The sequence below is a fragment of the Burkholderia sp. YIM B11467 genome (assembly GCF_052952715.1).
In genome coordinates, this window is sequence record NZ_JBQVSQ010000018.1 from 97402 (window position 1) to 115824 (window position 18423).

An 18423-nucleotide genomic window follows, 5' to 3' on the forward strand; every position below is an offset into this window, starting at 1 on the left:
GGTGCTGAGAAAAATTCCATTTAAGCGGAGTCAATTTCTCGCTACAACAAAAAAAATTGAATGCCTACAGTGGGGGCAATCCAACCGAGTCGAGGTCGACCGCAATGAGCCTTACCGAACCGATCGAACGTCTGTGGGGCGGCCGCTTCCAGTCGCAACCGTCCGATGCGCTGCAGAACCTGTCCCGCTCCGATCCGAGTTTCTACCGACTCGTGCCGTACGACCTGGCGGGCTCCCGTGCGCATGCACGCGAGTTGAATCGCGCCGGCATCGTGAACGACGACGAACTCGCGCAGTTGCTGGCCGCGATGGACGGCATGGCGCGCGACTACGCGGCCGGTGCGATCGCGCCGTCGCTCGCCGACGAGGACGTGCATACGTTCCTCGAGCGCGTGCTCACGCAGCGGCTGCCGGCGCTCGGCGGCAAGCTGCGTGCCGGGCGTTCGCGCAACGACCAGGCGGCGAACGACCTGCGCCTGTACCTGCGCGACAAGGCGCGCCAGCTCGTGCGCGGCGTGCTCGACCTGCAGGAAGCGCTGATCGGCCAGGCGAGCCGGCACGTCGACACGGTAACCGCCGGTTTCACCCATCTGCAGCCCGCGCAGCCGATCGTGTTCGGCCATCAGTTGCTCGCGCACGCGCAGTCGCTGTATCGCGACGCCGACCGTCTGGTCGACTGGGACCGCCGCACCGCGCGTTCGCCGCTCGGCGCAGCCGCGCTGGCGGGTTCGGCGATCTGCGTGCGGCCCGACCTGTCCGCGCAGGAGCTCGGTTACGACGCGCCGTGCGAGAACTCGATCGACGCCGTGGCCGCACGCGATCACGTCGCCGAATTCACGTTCGTCGCGAGCATGCTGGCCGTGAACCTGTCCCGCCTGTCGGAAGAAGTGATCCTGTGGACGTCGCGGCAATTCCGCTGGGTGGAACTCGACGACGGTTATGCGACGGGCAGCTCGATCATGCCGCAGAAGAAGAACCCGGACATCGCGGAACTGACGCGCGGCAAGGCGGGGCGCCTGATCGGCAACCTGACGGGCCTGCTCGCGACGCTGAAGTCGCTGCCGCTCGCGTACAACCGCGATCTCGCGGAAGACAAGATCGCCGCGTTCGATTCGATCGACACGCTCGAACTCGTGCTGCCGGCGATGGCGGGGATGATCCGCACGATGCGCGTAAATGTCGACGAGATGCGTCGCCAGGCGCCGCTCGGCTTCACGCTCGCGACCGAGGTCGCGGACTGGCTTGCGCTGACGGGCGTGCCGTTCAGCGAAGCGCATGAAATTACCGGCGCGCTCGTGCGGGCGTGCGAACGCGACGGCATCGAGCTCGCGGACGCGAGTGCGGAACAGTTGCAGGCCGTCGACCCGCGCCTCGCGCCGGCGGTGCGCGCGCATCTGACGCTCGACGCGGCCGTCGCCGCGCGCGGTGGTGCGGGCGGCACGTCGCCCGCGCGCGTGCGCGAGCAGATCGGCCGCCTGAGTCACGCGATCGAACGCCAGGCCGCATGGGCGGCCGACTACCGGGGGCCGTCATGCTGAGCGCATCCGATTCGCACCGTCTCGACGGCGCACCAGGGCCGGCTGACGCCGCGGCAGACGACACCGTAGGCCTCGTGCGCGTGCGCCGGCGCTACTGGGGTCGTTATGTCGCGTCGATCGCGATCATTGCCGCGCTCGCCTACGTGGTCGCCGCGTTCGCGCGCGGACAGATCGAGTGGCGCGTCGTCGGCCAGTTCCTGACCGCGCGCTCGATCCTGACGGGGCTCGGCAACACGATCGTGATGACCGTCCTCGCGATGACGCTCGGCATCGTGCTCGGCGTCGTCACCGCGGTGATGCGACTGTCGTCGAACCCGGTGCTCGGCGCGATCGCGCAAGGCTACATCTGGCTGTTCCGCGGCACGCCGGTGATCCTGCAACTGCTGCTGTGGTTCAACCTCGCACTGGTGTTTCCGACGCTCGGCATTCCGGGCATTGCTGAATTCCGGACCGTCGACGTGATGACGCCATTTCTCGCGGCTGTGCTCGGGCTCGGCATCAACCAGGGCGCGTATACGTCGGAAGTCGTGCGCGCGGGGCTGCTGTCGGTCGACACCGGCCAGTACGAGGCCGCGAAATCGATCGGCATGCCGCGCCTGCAGGCGCTGCGCCGGATCATCCTGCCGCAGGCGATGCGCGTGATCGTGCCGCCGATCGGCAACGAGCTGATCGGCATGGTCAAGCTGACGTCGCTCGCGAGTGTCGTGCAGTACGCGGAGATGCTGCACAACGCGCAGAACATCTACTACGCGAACGCCCGCGTGATCGAGTTGCTGATCGTCGCGGGCATCTGGTATCTCGCGGTCGTCACCGTGCTGTCGCTCGCGCAGGCACGCGTCGAACGGCGCTTTGCACGCGGCGCGGGTCGTGCGGCGGGGCGCGCATGAACGGCACGACCCTCAACCATCGGGAGAACGTCATGACGAACGCGGTCGTTCGCGCAGTCGACGTGCGCAAGTCGTACGGCGATTTCCAGGCGCTGCACGGCATCACGCTCGACGTCGCGCAGGGCGAAGTGCTGTGCATCATCGGGCCGTCGGGCTCGGGCAAGAGCACGTTCCTGCGCTGCATCAACCAGCTCGAGACGATCAGCGCGGGCGCGCTGTGGGTCAACGGCGAACTGGCCGGCTACCGGCGCACCGGCAACCGGCTCCACGAGTTGTCGGAGCGCCAGGTCGCGCGCCAGCGGCTGGCGACGAGCATGGTGTTCCAGCGCTTCAACCTGTTTCCGCACAAGACCGCGCTCGAGAACGTGATCGAGGGCCCCGTGCAGGTACTCAAGCGCCGCCGCGCGCAAGCGGAGGAGGAAGCGCGTGCGCTGCTCGCGCGGGTCGGGCTCGCGCACAAATGCGACGCGTTTCCGGTCGAGCTGTCGGGCGGCCAGCAGCAGCGCGTCGCGATCGCGCGGGCGCTCGCGATGCATCCGCAACTGATCCTGTTCGACGAGCCGACGTCGGCGCTCGATCCCGAACTCGTCGGTGAAGTGCTGGCCGTGATGCGCGATCTCGCGAAGAGCGGCATGACGATGATCGTCGTCACGCACGAGCTCGGCTTCGCGCGCGAGGTGGCCGACCGCGTCGTGTTCATGGACGGCGGCCGGATCGTCGAGAGCGGGCCGCCCGACCAGGTGCTGTCCGCGCCGACGCACGCGCGCACGCGTGATTTCATCTCGGCCGTGATTGCGTAAACGGGCCGGGCGCCCCGTATCGCCGCGCCCGATCGATGGAGCCGTCAACCAGACCGGCGCAGCACCCCATTACTCCACTACGACAAGGCGACACCCCCATGAAAGCATCCGTCCTGACCCGCACGCTGGCCGCCGTCGCATTCGGCGCGCTCGCGCTGCATGCCTCCTTCGCAGTCGCGCAGGCCGCGAGCGCGAAGCGCACGCTGAACGTCGCGATCGTGCCGAACTATCCGCCGTTCGAATACAAGGACCCGGCGACCGACAAGCTCGCGGGCTTCGACGTCGATCTCGGCGAAGCGCTCGCCGCGAAGATGGGCGCGAAAGTGAACTGGGTCGAGACGAGCTTCGACCAGATGATGAGCGCGGTCGCGACGCAACGCGTCGACATGATCCTGTCCGGCATGACCGACCTGCCGACGCGCCGCGACGCGGTGACGTTCGTCGACTACATCGAGACGGGGCCGCAGTTCTACACGCTGAAGACGCGCGCCGGCGAGTTCGCGCAGATGAGCGCGCTGTGCGGCAAGCGCGTCGGGTCGAGCCGGCGCACGTCGTTCCCGGACAACACGACCGCGTGGAGCGCGGAGAACTGCGTGAAGGCCGGCAAGCCGGCAATCGTCGTGGTCGGCACCGACGGCTCGTCGGATGCGCGCATGCAGTTGCGCCAGAACCGCATCGACGCGGCCGTGCAGGGCGGCGAGACGCTGCCCTACCAGAACAGCCTCGAGCAGAACGCATACGCGCCGGTCGGCAAGCCGTTCCTGTCGCAATACACGGGCATCGGCGTTGCAAAGAGCAACACCGCGCTCAGCAGCGCGCTGACGACGGCGCTCAACCAGATGATCGCGGACGGCTCGTACCACAAGCTGCTCGCGAAGTGGGGGCTGCAGGAACACGCGGTGGCGAAGGCGATGATCAACGGCACGCACTGAGCGCGCGATGACGGACCTGGCTCCCCGCTGGCCGGACGCGAAGCGCGCGTGCGTCGCGCTCGCGTTCGATCTCGACGGCCCGACCGGCGACGCGATGCTGAACGGGTCGATCTGGCGCAACCCCGCGTATTTCACGCTCGGCAGCTACGGGCCGTGGCGCGCGCTCGGCCGGTTGCTCGACATGCTCGCGGCGTTCGATCTGCCGGCGACGTTCTTCGTGCCCGCGTGGGTCGCGCGGACGTGGCCCGGGCAATGCGCGGCGATCGTCGAGCGCGGCCACGAGATCGGCTACCACGGCTATCGGCACGAAGCGTTCTGGACGCTCGAGCCCGAGCGGCAGCGCGAGATCATGGCGCAGTCGGCCGAGATCCTCGCACGTACGCTCGGCGTGCGGCCGGTCGGGTTCCGCACGCCATCCGGCGACTGGAGCGCGGCGACGGTGGCCGTGCTGCGCGAGGCCGGCGTGCGTTATTCGAGCTCGATGCGCGGCGACGACCGGCCGTACCTGCTGCACGGCGAGGACGGCGAGCCGCCGCTCGTCGAGATACCCGGCCGCTGGGAGACCGACGACTACGCGTCGCTTGCGTATCACCGCAACCCCGATTACCCGGCCGGACTCGACCGGATCGCGGGTTACGACGCGACGCTCGACAACTGGACACGCGAATTCGACGGCGTGGTGCGGGACGGGCTGTGCCTGACGACGCTGCTGCATCCGAAGGTCTGCGGCAAGCCTGGCCGCATCGCGCTGCTCGAGGCGTGGCTCGGCCATATGCGCGCGCAGGACGGCGTATGGTTCGCGCGCTGCCGCGAAGTGGCCGACTGGTGGCTTGCGCAGCACGCACGCGACACGCAACCCACGCAACCCACGCAACGGAGCGGCCGGTGACGACACTTCCTTCATGGCCGGGCGGCGCGCGATGCGCGGTCGCGATCACGGTCGACTTCAACGACATTCACGGTATCCAGACCCGCGAGCCGCGGATCGTCGGCCGCGAGAAATCGCTGTCGGTCTGGCGTTACGGCGCGACGCGCGGCGTCGACCGGCTGCTCGCGGCATTCGACGCGTTCGGCGTCCCGGCGAGCTGGTTCGTCCCGGGCATCGTCGCCGAAACGCATGCGGACGCGGTGCGCGCGATCGCCGCGGCTGGCCACGAGCTCGGCGTGAGCGGCTATCGCTGCGAAGACTTCGACGCGTTGCCGCTTGCGGCGCAGGTCGATGCATGCCGCGCCGGGCGGGCGGCGCTCGCCGACACGATCGGACGCGACGTGGAAGGCTTCCGCTCGTTCACCGGCAACTGGGCCGACGGTTTTGCGGATTGCCTGGTCGCGGAGGGCTTCACGTGGTCGTCGTCGTGGCGCGGCGACGATCTGCCGTATGTGCATCCACGCGGCGACGGCGGCGCGGACGGCGCGCGGCTCGTCGAGCTGCCGCTGCACTACGAACTCGAAGATGAGCCGTACTTCGAGTTCAACCTGTCGCCGCCCGTGCCGGCCGGGCAACCGCGCATCGCGGCATACCGCGACGTGCTCGACAACTGGCGGCGCGACGTCAACGGGTTTCGGCGCTTCGGGCTGTGCTGCGTGCTGCGCCTGCATCCCGAGATCATCGGCACGGCAGGGCGGATCGACTTGCTGCACGCGTTGCTCACGTATTTGCGGGACGCCGGCGACGCATGGTTCGCGACGGGGCGCGACATCGCGCGCTGGTGGCGTGCACAGGCGCCCGTCAATGCCCCGGGACATCCGGTCGACGTGTTCGCGCGTTGCGTGGCAGAGGAGTCGGCGCGATGACGATGGATACGGAAACGCGCGCAACGCGGCTTGCGGCGTTCGTCGCGCAGACGCCCGCCGTCGCATTGCCGGACGACGTCGTCGCGAAGGCCAAGCGTCATGTGCTCGACACGTTCGGTGCGGCGCTGGCGGGCGCGTCGGCCGTCGAGACGCGTAGCGCCCGTGCGCTGACCGGCAACGACGTACATGGCGGCGCGGCGCTGTGGGGTACGCGACGGGCCGCAGGCGCGCGCGATGCGGCGTTCGTCAACGGGATTGCCGCGCACGCGCTCGAACTCGACGATTCCGGCGGCTGCGATCATTCGGGTGCGGTGGTGCTGCCGGCCGTGCTCGCCGCGTTGTCGTGCGCGGGACGCCCGGTGACGGGCCGCGAATGCGTGGCGGCGATCGTGCTCGGTTACGACGTCGGCCGGCGCGTGCTCGAGGCAGCGGGCGGGTACTCGGTGCACAACGGTGCGGGCTGGCACTCGACGCTCAGTTGCGGCGTGTTCGGTGCGGCGGCCGCGAGCGCGCGCGTGCTCGGGCTCGACGCCGCGCGCACGCGCGACGCACTGGGCCATGCGGCGAGTTTCGCGGGCGGCCTGTGGGGTTTCATCCACGACGGATCGCAGACGAAGCGGCTGCACGCCGGGCGGGCGGCGGAGGGCGGCGTGCTCGCGGCGCTGCTCGCGCGCGAAGGCGTGAGCGGCCCCGCGCACGTGTTCGACGATGTGTGGGGCGGCTTTTTCAGCACCTTCGCCGCGCAATCGCATGCGCCCGACGCGTTGACCGACGGCCTCGGCGAGCACTGGAAGCTGATGCGCTGTTCGATCAAGCCGCACGCATCGTGCCGCAGCGCACATGCGGCCGTCGACGCGGCGCTGCAACTCGCGGACGGTCGCACGTTCACGGCGGGCGAGATCGAACGGGTGGTCGTGCGGTCGAGCGGGTTCGTTGCCCGCATGTGCGGCGGTCGCGACCTGTCGACGCTGTCGTCCACGCAGATGAGCCTGCCATACGCGGTGGCGGCGGCGCTTGCATTTGGCGACACGGGGATCGGCGCGTATCGCGCGGACCGGCGCAACGATCCGCGCGTGACCGCGCTGCTCGCGCGCATCGTCGTCGACGTCGATCCGGCGCTCGGCGATCTCGACGAGCCGACGGTGATCCTGCATCGCCCGGATGGCGGGCGGGAATTGTGTCACGTACCGATCGCGCTCGGCGACCCGCGCAATCCGCTGTCGGACGCGGCGCTGCTGGCGAAATATCGTGTGCTGGCGGGGATGGCGCTCGACGGAGCGCGTGCCGATGCGCTGAGCGACGTGTGTCTGTCGCTGGACCGGCTGGCGGATGCGCGCGTGATGAATGGCTGGCTTGCGGGTGATGCGGAGGCTGTCGACGCGATTGTTTGAAGCGGAAAGCCGTGTCAGCATTGGCTTGCGGCGCGCGGGTCGTCCAAAGTTAAACTAAATGTGATCACTCCCCGCCGCAAAATTTTGCACAATGGCGGCAGCGCGGCCTTTCGCCGCGATTTGACCCCGGCCACCGGCCGTCCGGACCGGGGTCGGCCCGAACCGGCCACCGATCACTGACCATCATTACCGAGCCCAATGTGCCGCCGCCCACCGCCATGGACCACCCCAAACGCATCCTGATCGTCGAGGACGACGCCGACATCGCCGACGTGCTGAGCCTGCACCTGCGCGACGAGCGCTACGAGGTCGTGCATAGCGCGGACGGCACGGAAGGGCTGCGTCTGCTCGAACAGGGCGGCTGGGACGCGCTGATTCTCGACCTGATGCTGCCGGGCGTCGACGGCCTGGAAATCTGCCGGCGCGCGCGCGCGATGACGCGCTACACGCCGATCATCATCACGAGCGCGCGATCGAGCGAGGTGCACCGGATCCTCGGCCTTGAGCTCGGCGCCGACGACTATCTGGCGAAGCCGTTCTCGGTGCTCGAACTCGTCGCACGCGTGAAGGCGCTGCTGCGGCGCGTCGACGCGCTCGCGCGCGATTCGCGGATCGACGCGGGCACGCTCGACCTCGCCGGGCTGTCGATCGACCCGATCGCGCGCGAGGCGAGCGTCGACGGCGCGCGCATCGACCTCACGCCGCGCGAATTCGACCTGCTGTATTTCTTCGCGCGGCACCCGGGCAAGGTGTTCTCGCGGATGGACCTGCTCAATGCCGTGTGGGGCTATCAGCACGAAGGCTACGAACACACGGTCAACACCCACATCAACCGGCTGCGCGCGAAGATCGAGGCCGATCCGGCCGAGCCCGTGCGAATCCTCACCGTGTGGGGACGCGGCTACAAGCTCGCCGCACCGGGCCAGCGGGACGGATGATGAAACTCACGCTCACCCAGCGGCTGTCGCTCGTGTTCTCGATCCTGCTGCTCGCGTGCTCCGGCGCATCCGCGTGGCTGCAGATCCGTGCGAACGACATGCGCGAGAAGGAGGTCGTGCAGGCGCTGTCGCGCGACCTCGCCGCCAACATCGCCAACAGCGCGCCGCTGATGGACGCGAACGGGCTGCGCCCCGACGCCGTGCGCACGCTGTTCAGCCAGTTGATGGGCGTGAACCCGAGCGTCGAGGTGTACTTGCTCGACAACGCGGGGCGGATCAAGGGCGACGATGCGCCGCCCGGCCACGTGAAGCGCGACCGCGTCGATCTCGCGCCCGTGCAGCGCTTCATCGCGGGCCAGCCGCTGCCGATCCTCGGCGACGATCCGCGCAGCCCCGACGCACGCAAGGTGTTCAGCGCCGCGCCGCTGCAGCGCGCGGGGCAGCCGCCGTCGGGCTACATCTACGTGGTGCTGCTCGGCGAGGCGCATGACCGGCTGGCCGCGCGCGTCGACGCCGGCAACGTGCTGCGCACGACGCTGTGGTCGATGGCGGTCGTCGCGCTGCTCGGCCTGCTCGCGGGCCTCACCGCGTTCAGCTTCATCACGCGGCCGCTGCGTCGGCTGACGGACGCGCTGCGCCGCTTCGACGCGAACGGCGCGCCCGATACGCAACCGCCGATGCCGCGCTCGCTGCCGGGCCAGCGCGGCGACGACATCGCGGTGCTCGAATCCGCGTTTGCGCAGATGGCCGACCGGATCGGCGACCAGTGGCGCGCGCTGACGCGCCAGGACCAGCAGCGGCGCGAACTGATCACGAACATCTCGCACGACCTGCGTACGCCGCTCACGTCGCTGCACGGCTATCTGGAGACGCTGTCGCTGAAGTCCGACTCGCTCGCCGAGCCCGAACGCCGGCGCTACCTGTCGATCGCGCTCGCGCAGAGCGCGAAGGTCGGCCGCCTCGCGCAGGCGCTGTTCGAGCTCGCGCGGCTCGAATCGGGCGGCGTGCAGGCCGAGCGCGAGCCGTTCTCGCTCGTCGATCTCGTGCAGGACGTGTTCCAGAAATTCGAGCTGACTGCGCAGGCGCGCGGCGTCGCACTGCATGCGCGGATTCCGCCGCGCGTGCCGGTCGTGTGGGCCGATCTCGGGATGATCGAGCGCGTGCTGACCAACCTGCTCGACAACGCGCTGCGGCACACGCCGTCGCACGGCGAAGTCGAGGTCGCGCTGGAGCCGCAGGGCGACTGCGTGCTCGTGAGGGTGTCGGATACCGGGGAAGGGATTCCAGTGGCGCGCCGCGAAGGGCTGTTCCAGCGGCCGCAGCGGCCGATGAGCGGCGGCGCGGCGACGAGCGGCGGGCTCGGCCTGCTGATCGTGCACCGGATGTTGGCGCTCAACGGCAGCGGCATCCGGCTCGTCGACCGGGCCGGGCGTGGTGCGGTATTCGAGTTTGCGCTGGCGGTCGCGGCGCCGGCGGCCGGCGACGCGCGCTGAAGCCGGTCGGGTCGGCCACTCGCCGCGCTGTGTTTACCCGCCGCGCTTGCGCCGCACGTCGCTCGGCGTCGTGCCGGTCCAGCGTTTGAACGCGTGACGGAACCCGACCGCATCGCTGAAGCCGAGCGTCAGCGCGATGTCCTCGGTGCTGAGCGTCGTCGTGCTGAGGTAATCGATCGCGAGCGCCTTGCGCACGCTCGTCAGCAGTTCGCTGTACGACGTGCCTTCGGCTTCGAGCTTGCGGCGCAGCGTGCGCGACGTGATGCAGAGGATGTCCGCGATCGCGTCGATGTCCGGGAAGTGTCCCGGCGTGCGCGTGAGCTCCTGGTAGACGCGTCGCGTGATGCCCGGCTGGCTGCGCAGTTCGTCGAGCAATTGCGCGCAGTGCGACGACACCTGCGCGGCGGTAATCGGATTCGCGAGCTGCGGCGCGCGCGTGAGCCACGCGGCCGGATAGCTGAGCACATGATGCGGCTGGTCGAACGCGATCGGGCATTCAAGTGCGTCGGCCAGCGATCCCGCGTGTGCCGGCTGCGGCTGCGCGAACTGCGCGCGCGCCGGCACGCACCACGCACCCATTACGTCCTTGATGATCGTCACGTGCAGCGCGAACTGCATGTCGATCAGGAAACGGTACAGCGGCACGTCGAGATCGGGCAGCGCGACTTCGTGCCGGTCCGGAAACAGCCATGACGCGGTATCGCCCTGTACGACCCAGCGGATCGGGAGCATGCCGTTCGCGAGCCGGTGATATTTGACGGCCGAATCGAACGCGTGCGCGAGCGATGCCGAGCACAGCATCGCGTAACCGTACATCCCGTAGCTCGACGCATGCAGCAGGCGGCCGACGCGCACGCCGAGATCGGAACCGTCGTACCGGCCGATCGCATTGCGCGCGGCCGTCAGGAACTGCAGCGGCGACGTGAGCGTAAACGGGTCCGCGACGGCGGCCGGCGTGAGGCCGGTGCCGTCGAGCACCGCGGCCGGATCGAGGCCGGCTTGCGTCGCCACGTCGACCAGCACGGCCAGCTTGGCCGGCGAGAAACGCTGTTCGCGCAACGTGTGGATGGGCGTGGCGTCCGGCAGGCGGGCTGCGCGGGCGGCCGTCGGGTTCAAGAGCGCACTGCGCGGCATGGCTGGATCCTGCGTCCGAATCGATATCGTTTACGGCACGCAATTCTGATCGGGATCGGTCCCATGCGCCACAGGGTTCACCCTGATACGCGCGCCGGCGCCGCCCGGCGTGGCCGGCCCGACGGCCTGCGTCAGCCGGCTTCGACCGGTTTCAACCGGCCTGGAATACGCCGGCCTGCCACGCGAACGGTTTCGCGAGCCGGTTCCAGGTGTTGATCTGCGCGACGATCAACGTGAGCGTCGCGAGTTCGTCGCGATCGAAATGCGCACGCGTCGCGTCGACGAGTTCATCGCCGATCGCGTTTTCGCTGATCAGCGTCAGCGCTTCGGCCCAGCGCAGCGCGGCCTGTTCCTTCGGGCTGTAGAGATCGGGCGTTTCGTGCCACACGGGCAGCAAGTGGTAGCGCAGCGGATCCTCGCCCGCGTGGATGCCTTCCTTGATATGACGGTCGAGACAGTACGCGCAGCCGTTCAACTGCGAGACGCGTGCGCGCACCAGTTCGACGAGCCTGAAATCGTGGCCGGTGTTGTTCGCGTATTCCTCGACATTGAGCACGACGTCGAGCAGCCGGGCGGGAAGTTGTCCAAACGAGATGCGTTCTGGCATGGCGACTGACCTTTGAGAGAGCGGGATAGGATCGTTGGGTGGATGGGTGGTGTTGCTTGTACCGGTTCGGCGTGCTGCCGCGATCGGCGGCATATCGGAAGTAATCCTGATTAATGGGTGGCAGGATCAACCGGTGTGTCCAGACAACGTTGCACACATGATCCGTCGTGCGGATGCGTGTGTGTCGGCTTCATTCGCGGTGGTGCGCGGCAGGTTCGGCTGCGGCGAACCGGAAGCGAAGCGATCGTATCAGGCGCGACCGTCGGCAGGAATCGCCGGAATCCGTATGTTGTTCATGTTGATGGGCCGATAGTCGATACGCCGGAGTGGTCAGCCGCGATTGTCCGGATCGGTGCGCAGAATCGCGTCGGCGAACTCGACGAATCCGCTGCCGCCCGGGCCCTGTGTGATCCATCGCGGCACGAAGTTGCCTAGACAAGCGCATGCGTCCGTGTCCGTTTCGATCATCTTTTCGGCCGCCCGGATCATTTTCAAAGTGCGTCGCGCGGGCGATAGTCGCCAGTCAGGCGACGGCCCGCGCCCTTCGGCGTGCAGGCCGCCGTGCGAACGGCGCGCTCCGCGCGTGCCGTCCCCCGAGGAGTGAGACATGACGAAGAGACACTGGACCGGGTCGTATGGCTCGATCCCCGCCGAGATCGACGCCGATCTCTATCCTTCCGTAAGCGCGCTGCTGGACGACGCAATGCGCCGCTTCGCCGATCGTCCGGCATTCCATGCGTTTGGCCGCACGCTCAGCTATGCCGACGTCGACCGCCTGTCGACCGCGCTGGCCGCGTATCTGCAGCAGGTCGTCGGCGTCCGCAAGGGCGATCGCGTGGCCGTGATGCTGCCCAACGTGCTCGCGTTTCCGGTCGTGTTCGTCGCCGTCGCGAGGATCGGCGCGATCCAGGTCAACGTGAACCCGCACTACACCGCGCGCGAGCTCGAGCATCAGCTCAACGACGCGGGCGTCGAGGTCGCCGTCGTATGCGGCGGGTCGATGGGCACGTTCGCCGACGTGGTCGGCGGCACGGGCGTGCGTACCGTGCTGAGCGTGGGGCGCGGCGATCTCGGCGTCGTCGATGCGCCGGCCGGCACATGCGACGCGCTGCCGCCCGGTTCGATCCCGCTCGCGGATGCGATTGCAGCAGGCGAATCGCTCGCGTGCGAGCCGGTCGCGCTGGGCGGCGCGGACCTGCTGCTGTTGCAGTACACGGGCGGCACGACCGGATTGTCGAAGGGCGCGGCGCTGTCGCACCGCAACCTCGTCGCGAACATCGAACAGTTCGCGGCGATCGTGCCGGCTGCACGGGAGCCGGGCGAGGAAGTCGTCGTCACGGCGATCCCGCTGTATCACATCTTCGCGCTGACGGTGAACTTCCTGTCCTACTTCGCGATCGGCGCGCAAAACTGGCTCGTCGCGAATCCGCGCGACATGGACGGGTTCATCGACGTGCTGAAGGCCGCGCGGCCGACGATATTCGTCGGTGTGAACACGCTGTACGCGGGGCTCGCGGGCCATCCGCGGCTGAAGGAAGTCGACTGGTCGCGGCTGAAGCTGTCGGCCGGCGGCGGCGCGGCGGTGATCGACGTGATCTCGTCGCGCTGGAAGGCGGTGACGGGCAATTTCATCCGCGAGGGTTACGGGCTGTCGGAAACGTCGCCGGTCGTGTCGTTCAACCCGCAGTCGATCGATGCGTTCACGGGCACCACCGGCCTGCCGCTGCCGTCGACCGACGTGAAACTGCTCGACGACCAGGATCGCGAGGCGGCAATTGGTGAAGCGGGCGAGATCTGCGTGAAGGGGCCGCAGGTGATGGCCGGCTACTGGCAGAAGCCGGACGCGAACGCGGCCGCGTTCACGGTGGACGGTTATTTCCGCACCGGCGACGTTGGCGTGTTCGACGCAGCCGGCTTCCTGCGGATCGTCGACCGCAAGAAGGACATGATCATCGTGTCGGGCTTCAACGTGTACCCGAACGAGGTGGAAGCCGTCGCGACCGCGCTGCCGGGCGTGGCCGAATGCGCGTGCATCGGCGTGCCGGACGCGCGCACCGGCGAGGCCGTCAAGCTGTTCGTGGTGCTGGCGCAGGAGGCCGACGTGACGGAGGAACAACTCGTCGCGCATTGCCGCGCAAGCCTCGCGGCGTACAAGGTGCCGAAGATCGTTCGTTTCGTCGATCGGCTGCCGAAGTCGACGGTCGGCAAGATCCTGCGCCGGGAACTCAGCCGCACCGACTGATGGCGCCGAAGCGCCGCGCGGCCGCGGCTGCGCGGCCCGGCGCGCCGAAGGCCCCGAAGCTTCCGCGAGGGCCGCTCAAGTACAATGCGAGCGGTTCGATCGACGGGGACGCGATGACCGGCTCAGATTCACTTTCCGCCCAGCCCGGGCGTGCGCTGCCGTCGCCGAGCGCGACGGTGCCGATCTCGCTCGTCAACGGTTTCCTCGCGAGCGCGGGCGCGCAGCGCGACGTGGTCGAGCGCTACCTGCGCGGGGCCGGCATCCCGCTCGAGCTGCTCGGCGAGCCGCATGCGCGCGTGACGGAGGAGCAGTTCTCGACGCTGTACCGCACGCTCGCGATCGACCTCGACGACGAGATGCCCGGCATCTTCTCGCGCCCGCTGCGCGGCGGCACGCTGAAGTACCTGTGCCTGAGCCTGCTCGATGCGCGCAACCTCGAAACGACGTTGCATCGTTTCGGGCAATTCTTCCATATCCTGCTCGACGATTTCTTCGTCGAATCGAAGCGCGACGGCCTCGTCGCGCAGGTGCTGTTGCGTCCGAACGATGCCATCGGCCCGATCGGCGCGCTCGGCCAGGAGTTGATGCTCAAGCTCGTGCACGGCGTGTGCTCCTGGCTGATCGGGCAGAAGATCCCGCTGCTGCAGATCGAGTTCGCATGCCCGCGGCCGCGGCATGCGGTCGACCATCTGTACTTCTTCACTGGCTCCGTGCAGTTCGACTGCGAGCGCACGCTGATGCGCTTCAGCGCCGACTACCTCGACGCGCCGATCCGGCAGAGCAAGCGCAACCTGCGCAAATTTCTCGCGCGTGCGCCCGGCGACTGGATCTTCGAATCGTTCAGCGAACAGCTCGTGTGCCATCGCGTGCGGCAGTACCTGTCGGCGGCGCTGCCCGACCTGCCGGCGATCGACCAGGCGGCCGAGCACCTGCATTGCTCGGTGCGTACGCTGAGCCGCCACCTGGCCGCCGAAGGGACGACGTTCCAGGTGCTCAAGGACGAACTGCGGCGCGACATCGCGATCCAGCGGCTGACCGATACGCCCGATACGATCGCGGCGATCGGCGCCGATATTGGCTTCGACGATCCGAGCGCGTTTCATCGTGCGTTCCGGCACTGGACGGGGAGTACGCCGGGGACGTATCGGCGGCAGGCGTAGCGTTTTTTTCAAACCTCTCCCATAACCGGCTCCTTTCGTTCGCTCCCATGGCCGGCTCCCATAGGCGATTCCCATAACCGGCTCCCGTAGCCGCCGCCGGCATGCCGCGCCGCTTTGGCCCCATAGGCCGGCACACCGATTGTTGGCCGTTTTCGTCGAAACCGGCTCCGGCCAAACCCTTATCCGGCCTGCCGTTTCCGGCAACACCCGCTCATCGCGTGGCCGATTTTGTCACTATGTGGGCCGGATATGACAACGGGAATCGACCGTCCCGGCATTACGATGGGTCACGTCGTCGCCTGGGTCGACCGGTTTTGCCGCATCGATCCAGCAGCGCGCCCCATTCACCGCCTGATTTGGAACATCGACCATGAGCTATAACGCCCCCGTCAAGGACATGCTGTTCGTGCTGAAGGAACTCGCGGGCATCGACGCCGTTGCGCAGTTGCCGGGCTTCGAGGATGCGGGTTACGACACGGCGCAGGCCGTGCTCGACGAGTCCGCGAAATTCTGCGGCGAGGTGCTGGCGCCGCTGAACGTCGAAGGCGACCGCAACCCGAGCAGCTGGAAGGACGGCGTCGTGACCGCGACGCCGGGTTTCAAGGAGGCGTTCCGCCAGTTCGTCGAAGGCGGCTGGCAGGGGCTGCAGCATCCGGCCGAGTACGATGGCCAGGGCCTGCCGAAGCTGATCGCGACGCCGTGCATCGAGATGCTGAACGCGTCGAACCTGTCGTTCGCACTGTGTCCGCTGCTGACCGACGGCGCGATCGAGGCGCTGCTGACGGCCGGCACCGACGAGCAGAAGCAGCGCTACGTGCCGAAGCTGATCTCGGGCGAATGGACCGGCACGATGAACCTGACCGAGCCGCAGGCCGGCTCCGATCTGGCGCTGGTGCGCTCGCGCGCCGAGCCGCAGGGCGACGGCACGTACAAGGTGTTCGGCACGAAGATCTTCATCACGTGGGGTGAGCACGACATGGCGGACAACATTGTCCACCTGGTGCTGGCCCGCACGCCGAACGCGCCGGAAGGCGTGAAGGGCATCTCGCTGTTCATCGTGCCGAAGTTCATGGTCAACGACGACGGCTCGCTGGGCGCGCGCAACGACGTGCACTGCGTGTCGATCGAGCACAAGCTCGGGATCAAGGCGAGCCCGACGGCTGTGCTGCAGTACGGCGACCACGGCGGCGCGATCGGCTACCTGATCGGCGAGGAGAACCGCGGCCTCGAATACATGTTCATCATGATGAACGCGGCGCGCTTCGGCGTCGGGATGCAGGGGATCGGCGTGGCCGACCGGGCCTACCAGAAGGCGGCCGAATTCGCGAAGGAACGCGTGCAGAGCCGCCCGGTGGACGGGTCGGCCAAGCAGTCGGTGACGATCATCCATCACCCGGACGTGCGCCGCATGCTCGGCACGATGCGCGCGCTGACCGAAGGCGCGCGGGCGCTGGCGTACGTGGCAGCCGCGCACAGCGACGTTGCCCACCGCCATTCGGACGAGGCGACGCGTGGCCGTCATCAGGCAATCTACGAGTATCTGGTGCCGGTCGTGAAGGGCTGGAGCACGGAGATGGTGAACGACGTGGCGAGCCTGGGCGTGCAGGTGCACGGCGGGATGGGCTTCATCGAGGAGACGGGCGCGGCGCAGTACTACCGCGATGCGCGGATCCTGGCGATCTACGAAGGGACGACGGCGATCCAGGCGAACGATCTGGTCGGCCGCAAGACGATGCGCGACGGCGGCGCGGTGGCGAAGGCGCTGATCGCGGAGATCGACGCGACGGTGGCGTCGCTGGGCAAGCTGGACGGCGCGGCGGCGGCATCGATGAAGGCGCAGCTGGAGAAGGGCGCGCGTGCGCTGTCGTCGGTGGTGGACTACGTGGTGGCGAACGTGAAGCAGGACCCGAACGCGGTGTTCGCGGGCAGCGTGCCGTACCTGAAGCTGGCGGGCGTGGTGCTGTGCGGATGGCAGATGGGGCGCGCGCTGGTGGCGGCGCAGGCGAACCGCGCGAGCGATCCGGCGTTCTTCGATGCGAAGATCGCGATCGCGCAATGCTATGCGGAACACGTTCTGGTGCAGGCAGGCGGGCTCGAAGCGTCGATCGTCGGCGCGAAGGGCAACGAGAGCGTGCTCGCGTTGACGGAAGACCAGTTCTGACCGGTTGACGGTCGGGACGCTGGAGGAGACAGGATTTTGACCACACAGGACTTGCTCGCGCAATACGGCCCGCGCGAATCGATGGAATACGACGTCGTGATCGTCGGCGGCGGCCCCGCCGGGTTGTCGGCGGCGATCCGGCTCAAGCAGCTGGCCGCCGAGAAAGGCACCGAGATCGGCGTGTGCGTGCTCGAGAAGGGTTCCGAGATCGGCGCGCACATCCTGTCGGGCGCGGTGATGGACCCGCGCGCGATCACCGAACTGTTCCCCGACTGGAAGGAACAGGGCGCGCCGCTCAACGTCGAGGTGACGGAAGACCGGTTCCTGTTCCTGTCCGAGAAGAGCGCGGTGACGACGCCGAACTGGGCGCTGCCCGAGAACTTCAAGAACCACGGCAACTACGTCATTTCGCTGGGCAACGTCACGCGCTGGCTCGGCCAGCAGGCCGAAGCGCTGGGCGTCGAGATCTTCCCGGGCTTCCCGGCCGCCGAGATTCTCTACAACGACGACGGCTCCGTGAAGGGTGTCGCGACCGGCAACATGGGCGTGGGCAAGGACGGCGAGCCGACCGAGAACTTCCAGCTCGGCATGGAGCTGCACGCGAAGTACACGCTGTTCGCTGAAGGCTGCCGCGGCCACCTCGGCCGCCAGCTGATCTCGACGTTCAAGCTCGACGCGAACGCCGAGCCGCAGGCGTACGGGATCGGCATCAAGGAACTGTGGGAAATCGATCCCGCGAAGCACAAGCCGGGCCTCGTGATCCACACGGCCGGCTGGCCGCTGAAGTCCGATACCTACGGCGGCTCGTTCCTGTATCACATGGACAACAACCAGGTCGTGGTCGGTTTCGTGGTCGGCCTCGGCTACACGAACCCGTACCTGTCGCCGTTCGAGGAATTCCAGCGCTACAAGACGCACCCGTCGATCCGCGCGTTCCTGGAAGGCGGCAAGCGCGTATCGTACGGCGNTTTCGTGGTCGGCCTCGGCTACACGAACCCGTACCTGTCGCCGTTCGAGGAATTCCAGCGCTACAAGACGCACCCGTCGATCCGCGCGTTCCTGGAAGGCGGCAAGCGCGTGTCGTACGGTGCGCGTGCGATCACCGCGGGCGGGCTGCTGTCGTTGCCGAAGACGGTATTCCCGGGCGGCGCGCTGATCGGCGACGACGCGGGCTTCCTGAACGCATCGCGGATCAAGGGTAGCCACGCGGCAATCAAGACCGGCATGCTGGCTGCCGACGCCGCGTTCGACGCGCTGCAGGCCGGCCGTCAGTCGGACGAACTGAACGCATACCCGGACGCCTTCAAGCAGTCGTGGCTGTACACGGAGCTGTACCGCGCACGCAA

Annotated in this window: 16 protein-coding genes; 13 read left to right on the plus strand and 3 right to left on the minus strand. The window is 68.2% G+C overall.

The window, feature by feature from the left end; all coding sequences use genetic code 11:
* Positions 1-104: 104 nt before the first annotated feature.
* The 9 genes from argH (at position 105) to ACTRWB_RS36265 (ending at position 9773) form a co-directional block, all read left to right on the plus strand.
* Entirely contained in the window at positions 105-1538 is a 1434-nt protein-coding gene (gene argH / locus ACTRWB_RS36225) for an argininosuccinate lyase (protein ID WP_343495251.1), read from the plus strand.
* Entirely contained in the window at positions 1532-2425 is an 894-nt protein-coding gene (locus tag ACTRWB_RS36230; RefSeq protein WP_343495252.1) for an amino acid ABC transporter permease, read from the plus strand. The genes argH and ACTRWB_RS36230 overlap by 7 nt, the downstream gene beginning before the upstream one ends.
* Positions 2422-3225: an amino acid ABC transporter ATP-binding protein gene (locus ACTRWB_RS36235; protein WP_048249866.1), complete on the plus strand. Its 804-nt coding sequence runs from the start codon at positions 2422-2424 to the stop codon at positions 3223-3225. Before ACTRWB_RS36230 ends, ACTRWB_RS36235 begins: the two co-directional genes overlap by 4 nt.
* Positions 3226-3323: 98 nt before the next feature.
* A complete protein-coding gene (locus tag ACTRWB_RS36240; protein WP_129517716.1) occupies positions 3324-4157 on the plus strand; it encodes an ABC transporter substrate-binding protein in 834 nt (277 codons plus the stop codon).
* Positions 4158-4164: 7 nt separating this feature from the next.
* The gene (locus ACTRWB_RS36245; RefSeq protein WP_446904734.1) at positions 4165-5046 is read left to right on the plus strand and encodes a polysaccharide deacetylase family protein; all 882 of its coding nucleotides are present in this window, start codon (positions 4165-4167) and stop codon (positions 5044-5046) included.
* Positions 5043-5951 carry a polysaccharide deacetylase family protein gene (locus tag ACTRWB_RS36250; RefSeq protein WP_446904735.1) on the plus strand — a complete coding sequence of 303 codons (909 nt, stop codon included), beginning with the start codon at positions 5043-5045 and terminating at the stop codon, positions 5949-5951. Before ACTRWB_RS36245 ends, ACTRWB_RS36250 begins: the two co-directional genes overlap by 4 nt.
* A complete protein-coding gene (locus ACTRWB_RS36255; protein ID WP_446904736.1) occupies positions 5948-7342 on the plus strand; it encodes an MmgE/PrpD family protein in 1395 nt (464 codons plus the stop codon). The genes ACTRWB_RS36250 and ACTRWB_RS36255 overlap by 4 nt, the downstream gene beginning before the upstream one ends.
* 218 nt (positions 7343-7560) lie before the next feature.
* On the plus strand, positions 7561-8280 hold the full coding sequence (locus ACTRWB_RS36260) for a response regulator transcription factor (RefSeq protein WP_048249873.1): 720 nt from the start codon (positions 7561-7563) through the stop codon (positions 8278-8280).
* A complete protein-coding gene (locus tag ACTRWB_RS36265) occupies positions 8280-9773 on the plus strand; it encodes a sensor histidine kinase (RefSeq protein ID WP_193102993.1) in 1494 nt (497 codons plus the stop codon). Before ACTRWB_RS36260 ends, ACTRWB_RS36265 begins: the two co-directional genes overlap by 1 nt.
* A gap of 33 nt (positions 9774-9806) precedes the next feature.
* Here ACTRWB_RS36265 and ACTRWB_RS36270 read toward each other — a convergent pair whose 3' ends face one another.
* From ACTRWB_RS36270 to ACTRWB_RS36280, 3 genes are all read right to left on the minus strand, one after another.
* A complete protein-coding gene (locus ACTRWB_RS36270) occupies positions 9807-10907 on the minus strand; it encodes an AraC family transcriptional regulator (RefSeq protein WP_446904737.1) in 1101 nt (366 codons plus the stop codon).
* A 151-nt stretch (positions 10908-11058) separates the two neighbouring features.
* Entirely contained in the window at positions 11059-11514 is a 456-nt protein-coding gene (locus ACTRWB_RS36275; protein ID WP_193102991.1) for a carboxymuconolactone decarboxylase family protein, read from the minus strand.
* A 330-nt stretch (positions 11515-11844) separates the two neighbouring features.
* Positions 11845-12123, minus strand: coding sequence for a hypothetical protein (locus tag ACTRWB_RS36280; protein ID WP_446904738.1), 279 nt, complete (start codon positions 12121-12123; stop codon positions 11845-11847).
* On the opposite strand from ACTRWB_RS36280, the gene ACTRWB_RS36285 reads away from it, so the two are divergent.
* The 4 genes from ACTRWB_RS36285 to ACTRWB_RS36300 form a co-directional block, all read left to right on the plus strand.
* Positions 12122-13756: an AMP-binding protein gene (locus tag ACTRWB_RS36285; protein ID WP_446904739.1), complete on the plus strand. Its 1635-nt coding sequence runs from the start codon at positions 12122-12124 to the stop codon at positions 13754-13756. The genes ACTRWB_RS36280 and ACTRWB_RS36285 overlap by 2 nt on opposite strands.
* Positions 13756-14916 (plus strand): AraC family transcriptional regulator, encoded by a 1161-nt coding sequence (locus tag ACTRWB_RS36290; RefSeq protein ID WP_446904740.1) that lies wholly within the window; start codon positions 13756-13758, stop codon positions 14914-14916. Before ACTRWB_RS36285 ends, ACTRWB_RS36290 begins: the two co-directional genes overlap by 1 nt.
* Before the next feature lie 370 nt (positions 14917-15286).
* The gene (locus ACTRWB_RS36295) at positions 15287-17077 is read left to right on the plus strand and encodes an acyl-CoA dehydrogenase (protein ID WP_446904741.1); all 1791 of its coding nucleotides are present in this window, start codon (positions 15287-15289) and stop codon (positions 17075-17077) included.
* An 81-nt stretch (positions 17078-17158) separates the two neighbouring features.
* Positions 17159-18423: NAD(P)/FAD-dependent oxidoreductase (locus ACTRWB_RS36300; RefSeq protein ID WP_446904746.1), on the plus strand; the 1265-nt coding region annotated here is incomplete at its 3' end.